The sequence below is a fragment of the Bacteroides acidifaciens genome (genome assembly GCF_024623065.1).
Classification (GTDB): Bacteria; Bacteroidota; Bacteroidia; order Bacteroidales; family Bacteroidaceae; genus Bacteroides; species Bacteroides acidifaciens.
Genome location: NZ_JANJZR010000139.1, coordinates 1 through 4560, shown reverse-complemented (window position 1 = coordinate 4560; position 4560 = coordinate 1). Strand labels below are relative to the sequence as shown.

At 42.7% G+C, this 4560-nt stretch carries 6 protein-coding genes and 1 pseudogene; 3 read left to right on the top strand and 4 right to left on the bottom strand.

Features of this window, described 5'->3' with window-relative positions; genetic code table 11:
* Positions 1-223: 223 nt before the first annotated feature.
* Both NSB03_RS19995 and NSB03_RS19990 read left to right on the top strand, forming a co-directional pair.
* Positions 224-349 carry a hypothetical protein gene (locus NSB03_RS19995; RefSeq protein ID WP_257466609.1) on the top strand — a complete coding sequence of 42 codons (126 nt, stop codon included), beginning with the start codon at positions 224-226 and terminating at the stop codon, positions 347-349.
* A gap of 8 nt (positions 350-357) precedes the next feature.
* A complete protein-coding gene (locus NSB03_RS19990; RefSeq protein ID WP_128824534.1) occupies positions 358-1032 on the top strand; it encodes a hypothetical protein in 675 nt (224 codons plus the stop codon).
* 48 nt (positions 1033-1080) lie between these two features.
* On the opposite strand, the gene NSB03_RS19985 is transcribed toward NSB03_RS19990, so the two are convergent.
* From NSB03_RS19985 to NSB03_RS19970, 4 genes are read right to left on the bottom strand one after another with little or no spacing between them, the layout of a single operon-like run.
* Positions 1081-1743: a pentapeptide repeat-containing protein gene (locus tag NSB03_RS19985; protein WP_024988810.1), complete on the bottom strand. Its 663-nt coding sequence runs from the start codon at positions 1741-1743 to the stop codon at positions 1081-1083.
* On the bottom strand, positions 1740-2114 hold the full coding sequence (gene crcB, locus NSB03_RS19980) for a fluoride efflux transporter CrcB (RefSeq protein ID WP_024988811.1): 375 nt from the start codon (positions 2112-2114) through the stop codon (positions 1740-1742). Before crcB ends, NSB03_RS19985 begins: the two co-directional genes overlap by 4 nt.
* A gap of 18 nt (positions 2115-2132) precedes the next feature.
* Positions 2133-2915: a hypothetical protein gene (locus NSB03_RS19975; RefSeq protein ID WP_024988812.1), complete on the bottom strand. Its 783-nt coding sequence runs from the start codon at positions 2913-2915 to the stop codon at positions 2133-2135.
* Between the two features lie 13 nt (positions 2916-2928).
* Complete coding sequence (locus NSB03_RS19970) at positions 2929-3762, bottom strand: M23 family metallopeptidase (RefSeq protein WP_024988813.1); 834 nt, start codon at positions 3760-3762, stop codon at positions 2929-2931.
* Between the two features lie 272 nt (positions 3763-4034).
* Between NSB03_RS19970 and NSB03_RS19965 the strand changes: the two are divergent.
* A pseudogene (locus tag NSB03_RS19965) lies at positions 4035-4484 on the top strand (glycoside hydrolase family 97 N-terminal domain-containing protein); the annotation flags it as partial.
* Positions 4485-4560 lie beyond the last annotated feature (76 nt).

Below are 4560 nucleotides of genomic sequence, written 5' to 3'. Positions count from 1 at the left end.
AAAGGGAGACTTTTTATTGTGTGGACTATTATTTAAATTGAGGAAAAAGATGAGGGGGGCTTTTTAGTCAGCCCCAACTGCGTACGGACACACTTACAGCCTCGCTAAAGACGGAGCTTTAATTATCACTTACAGTAGAGACGAGGGAATACAATATTGTATTCAGCGTCAGAGCGATGATTGTCCGATACTTATCGGAAGAAGCATCTCCAGCCGGTCGTATATGCGCAAACAGTGGCAGGCATATCTTGCTGATGATCCTGTATTGTGTGAGAAAATAGCGAAGAAGGAGATTGACGCATTTGATTTTACCGCTATCACCGAACAATATAATCCTGTAGGTAAATGACTTTCTTTTTGAACCGTAGAAAGAATAGGGAGTTTGTCGTGCCGTTTTGTATTAAACATGAATGTAAGAGGCAATCCCATTTCGGGTGTTTCTTCTTGATTGTTGCAACACTTTTCTCACCATGCTTATGCCATAATATTTCGGCTCAGGAAAGTAATCTCAAAGACGGGGCAGCACTTTATAGTATAGGATTTGGCTATGAATGGATGTCGGACGCTTATTCTTCCAATGGATTTGCACTTGACGTACGTGCCCGTTTCTATATGTCAGGGCAGCTTTTTTGTGAACTTATGGGACATTGGGGGACGCATGAGGGAAGTAAGAGTGTACTGCAAAAAGGAAATCCGTTCGACATTGATGATGAGCGAAACACACTATTGGGAGTTGTTGGTCTTGGTTATGAGATATTTCAGAATGAGAATCAGACATTTGATATATACATCAAAGGGCTTGTCGGCTATGGTGTCAGGTCTTCTCGTTTTGATGATTACCAGATAACCGGCAGTGAAGACGGGCATGTCACACTTGGATGCGATATAAAGAAAAAGGGGATAGCTGCTGCTATCGGATTAGGAATGGACACGCGTTTCAAACGGTGGACACTTACTCCCTCTGTTGATGTGTTTTATATCGGGAATGAATGGAATGTGGCTACTATGATATCTTTTGGCTTTTTTCTTTGAGACGCACTTGTGAATCATGGCAAAGTGCGGATTCTCTTGAACGGCTTTTTAATCTTCGATGACAACGCCTAGTAGCGGGAGCAAATCCATTGCCTGCAAAGAGGTGATGATGGCTCCTTTCAGGTCGCTGATATTAAGCGTGATTCCGCTGATTCGGGAAGTGCGCAAGTCTATTCCGCGAAGCGAAGCATGTGAGAAATCGGCCTCTACAAGGTCGCAACCGTCAAAAGCGACAGATGTAAAACGACAGTCGTTCAGAGTCCCGTTGCGGAACTGGCTGTGTGCGAAACGTACCTGATTCATTTTACTCATGGCGAGGTTGATGTAGCCGGCATTGCATTCGTGCAGCAAGACATGATTCATCGTTGTTTCAGATAAATTGGTACCCAATAGTTTGCAGGAAATGAATTCTACTCGGTAGAGGGAGCTTTCGGCAAAAGAAATGTTTGATAAATCGCAGTTTTCAAACCGCACATCGGTTAGTTGGGAAGAAAGAAACCTGCATTCACAGAATGTCTGATGCCGGAAGGTACAGTTCTTGAGGCTCTTATAAGATTGGTCGATGCCTTCCTCTCTTCCTTTACAGAATAAGAGATGTGAGACTGTTTCTTCCTTGTCGAGCCATTCCTTTAAAGTGCTTGTACTGGTTTCCTGTTCTTCCATCATGGGAGGAACTACGCGGACGGGTTTTGCTGAATTTCTTTTTATCATGCCTTTCCCACATATCCGCCGGCCAGTGCGGCAACCAGTCCTATGCCTATACTTAATAAGGTATAGAGGATGAATGTCCCGTAGAATTCTCCTTTCAGCAACCCTATGCCATCATTGGAAAAAGTGGAGAAGGTGGTGAATCCGCCACATACCCCCGTAGCTAGAAACAGGCGGACTTCGAAAGGAAGATGGAAACGTTCTGAAAGTGCATAAAACAGACCGATAAGAAAACTGCCGAGAAGATTGACGGTGAACGTTGCCCACGGGAAATGATAGGGGACAATCCGTTCGTGCATAAACAACTGGACACAATAGCGTAACGCACTGCCGGTTCCGCCGCCGATAAAGATATAGATAATTTCTTTACTCATTTGATTTTAACATTTGCATTATTTGTAAGCAGCTTCAAAATCTTTTTCGAACTTCTGGAAACCACCGGGATAGACACGGTCTATCCGTTCGGAAACGGTTGACGAGTCGTTTTTGTTTTGCAGGGAAGCGATGAGCTTCTTCATTGTGTCTCTGGGAGCTTTTTCTATCCAGAATGTGACAAGTGCGTGTGCAAGAATATATGAATATTGCTCGTCAGTTGCTTGGCGCTTCATGAACTTGCCGCGCCCGCTATTCATAAAAGCAAGTAGATCGATTTCTCCCAACATATACATTGTGCGGATTCTTCCTTGCTCATATTCAGTAAATGTGTGGCGGAGTCCCTTTTTCGTTACTTTACAATGTTCGAAGTACTCTGACAACCCTTCGTTAAGCCAGCTAGGCGGGAATTTGCCGAGGATTTGCCGGACAAAATGGTGGCTGAGCTCGTGGTAAATAATAGCAAGGCTTCTTTCCTGTCCTTTCTCCCGTCCCAATATGATTGCTTTTTGTAACTTCGGTGAATATATGCCGCTCGCTTTGAATAGCAGGGGCAGGTGTATGTCTACGCTTTCAAGATATTCCATTGCCTTTTTTCTATCCTCAAATACATGCAGTTGAAGGGTAAGTGTATCGGGCAGTCCGAATTGAGTATAGAAATTGACTTCATAACTGATAAATTCCTCGATATTTCGTCGGTCTTTGTCGGGAAGCGGGTCGCCGGCATATTCTATTTTTACAGTCTGCGCATTGAGCAGACCGCAAAAGATGAAAAGCGAAAAGAGAAGAAAAGGTGCACGCATAATGATGTTACTGTTATTTCTGATTCTTATGTTTCATATATTTCTTTTTGTCGCGTTTGCTCATATCTTGCGTGATTAGTTCATCGTCAATGACTGCCTGGTAGATTGTTTTCTCTTTGAGCTTAACGTCTCCTTGGGTTGTACGGAACACGGGTATGAAGTGGGAGTAAGGGTAACCCGAAGATTCTCCGCCTTTGAATTTATTCTCGTCCAAAAAGAAGAAGGAGATGGAGACTCTCAAAGGCCCTGCTTTTCCTATGGCTTGTCCTACTTGTACTTCCTCGCCCGGTTGAATGAAATTCTCGCTCATCACCAGATAAGCCGCGAAAGTTTGGTCGGGATGGTAGATTAGCAGTTGGCGTGGATTGGCTGTTGTGCAGGCTACACCACTGCGGGTCGCATAAATGGTATCACCTTCTTTTATACGGAAATTGAGTGTTTTTACAGGTTCGCGCGGGTCGGTCTGCCAGCCGGTCTTTTGTCCGTCCTTCACGGGTAAGGCGTAAGGGGTGCCGATTTGGAAGTCTTTGGGAAATTTGCCGCGATAGTATCTGTAACTTGATGCGCTTTTAAACGAATTCTCGAACGACGCGTTCTTTTCTATTTTAAATATTGTATTTTTTCCGGGAGTCAGATTGTAGGAGCGGTCGTTCATGCGGTACAGATAATAGTCGCAATAATCTTCGTTGTAGTAATTAAGCTCCCTGTCTCCCTGTGTGTTCGTTTCCCATTTTGATTCAATGATTCCGAACGGGCGTTCCATTAATTTCCGTAAGGACTGGGCGGAGATGTGGCAGGCGGATAGTGAGAATGCGAATAAGATAATAAATTTAAGGTGTTGTGCCATAATTTACATAAATAGATTGTATAACCTTTAGAGAAATAAATAATTTGCTTGCAAATATAGAAAGAAACTGCGATATATGAAGGTTATCATGCTATTTTATTCGGCAAAGCCACTATATTTTTTCTTCTTTATGTGTTTTGTAATCTACTTATAATTAATGTTTTATGTGGTATGGGATACCCTTTTTCTCTATATTCTGATTATAAAGAAAAACAGCCGTCATGTTTCTTGTCTATCTTTGCCATACGATTACTAACTAACGTATTTATATCATGAAGAACATGAAAACAGGAACTGCAATGTGGCTTTGCCTGCTACTTGCTTTTTTAGTCGGCACGTCAGCGAAAGCCGAAAGTATTACATCTCCCGATGGGCAATTAAAACTTGATTTCTCCGTCAATGCGCAAGGAGAACCCGTGTATGAACTTTCTTATAAAGGAAAGGAAGTGATTAAACCTTCCGGGCTGGGATTGGAACTGAAGAATGATCCGGGGTTAATGAATGGATTTACTTTGGCCGATACCCGGACTTCTACTTTTGATGAAACTTGGGAACCGGTGTGGGGAGAAGTGAAATCAATCCGCAATTATTATAATGAAATGGCTGTTACCTTGAATCAAAAGGCACAGGAGCGCAGTATTATTATCCGTTTCCGCCTTTATAATGATGGTTTGGGATTTCGCTATGAGTTTCCGCTACAAAAGAATCTGAATTATTTTGTTAAGTAACTAATCAAAATTAAGCAGCATAATGGCTAAAGTTAATATTCAGTCGTGTTCCTATCGCCGCCAAAGCCCT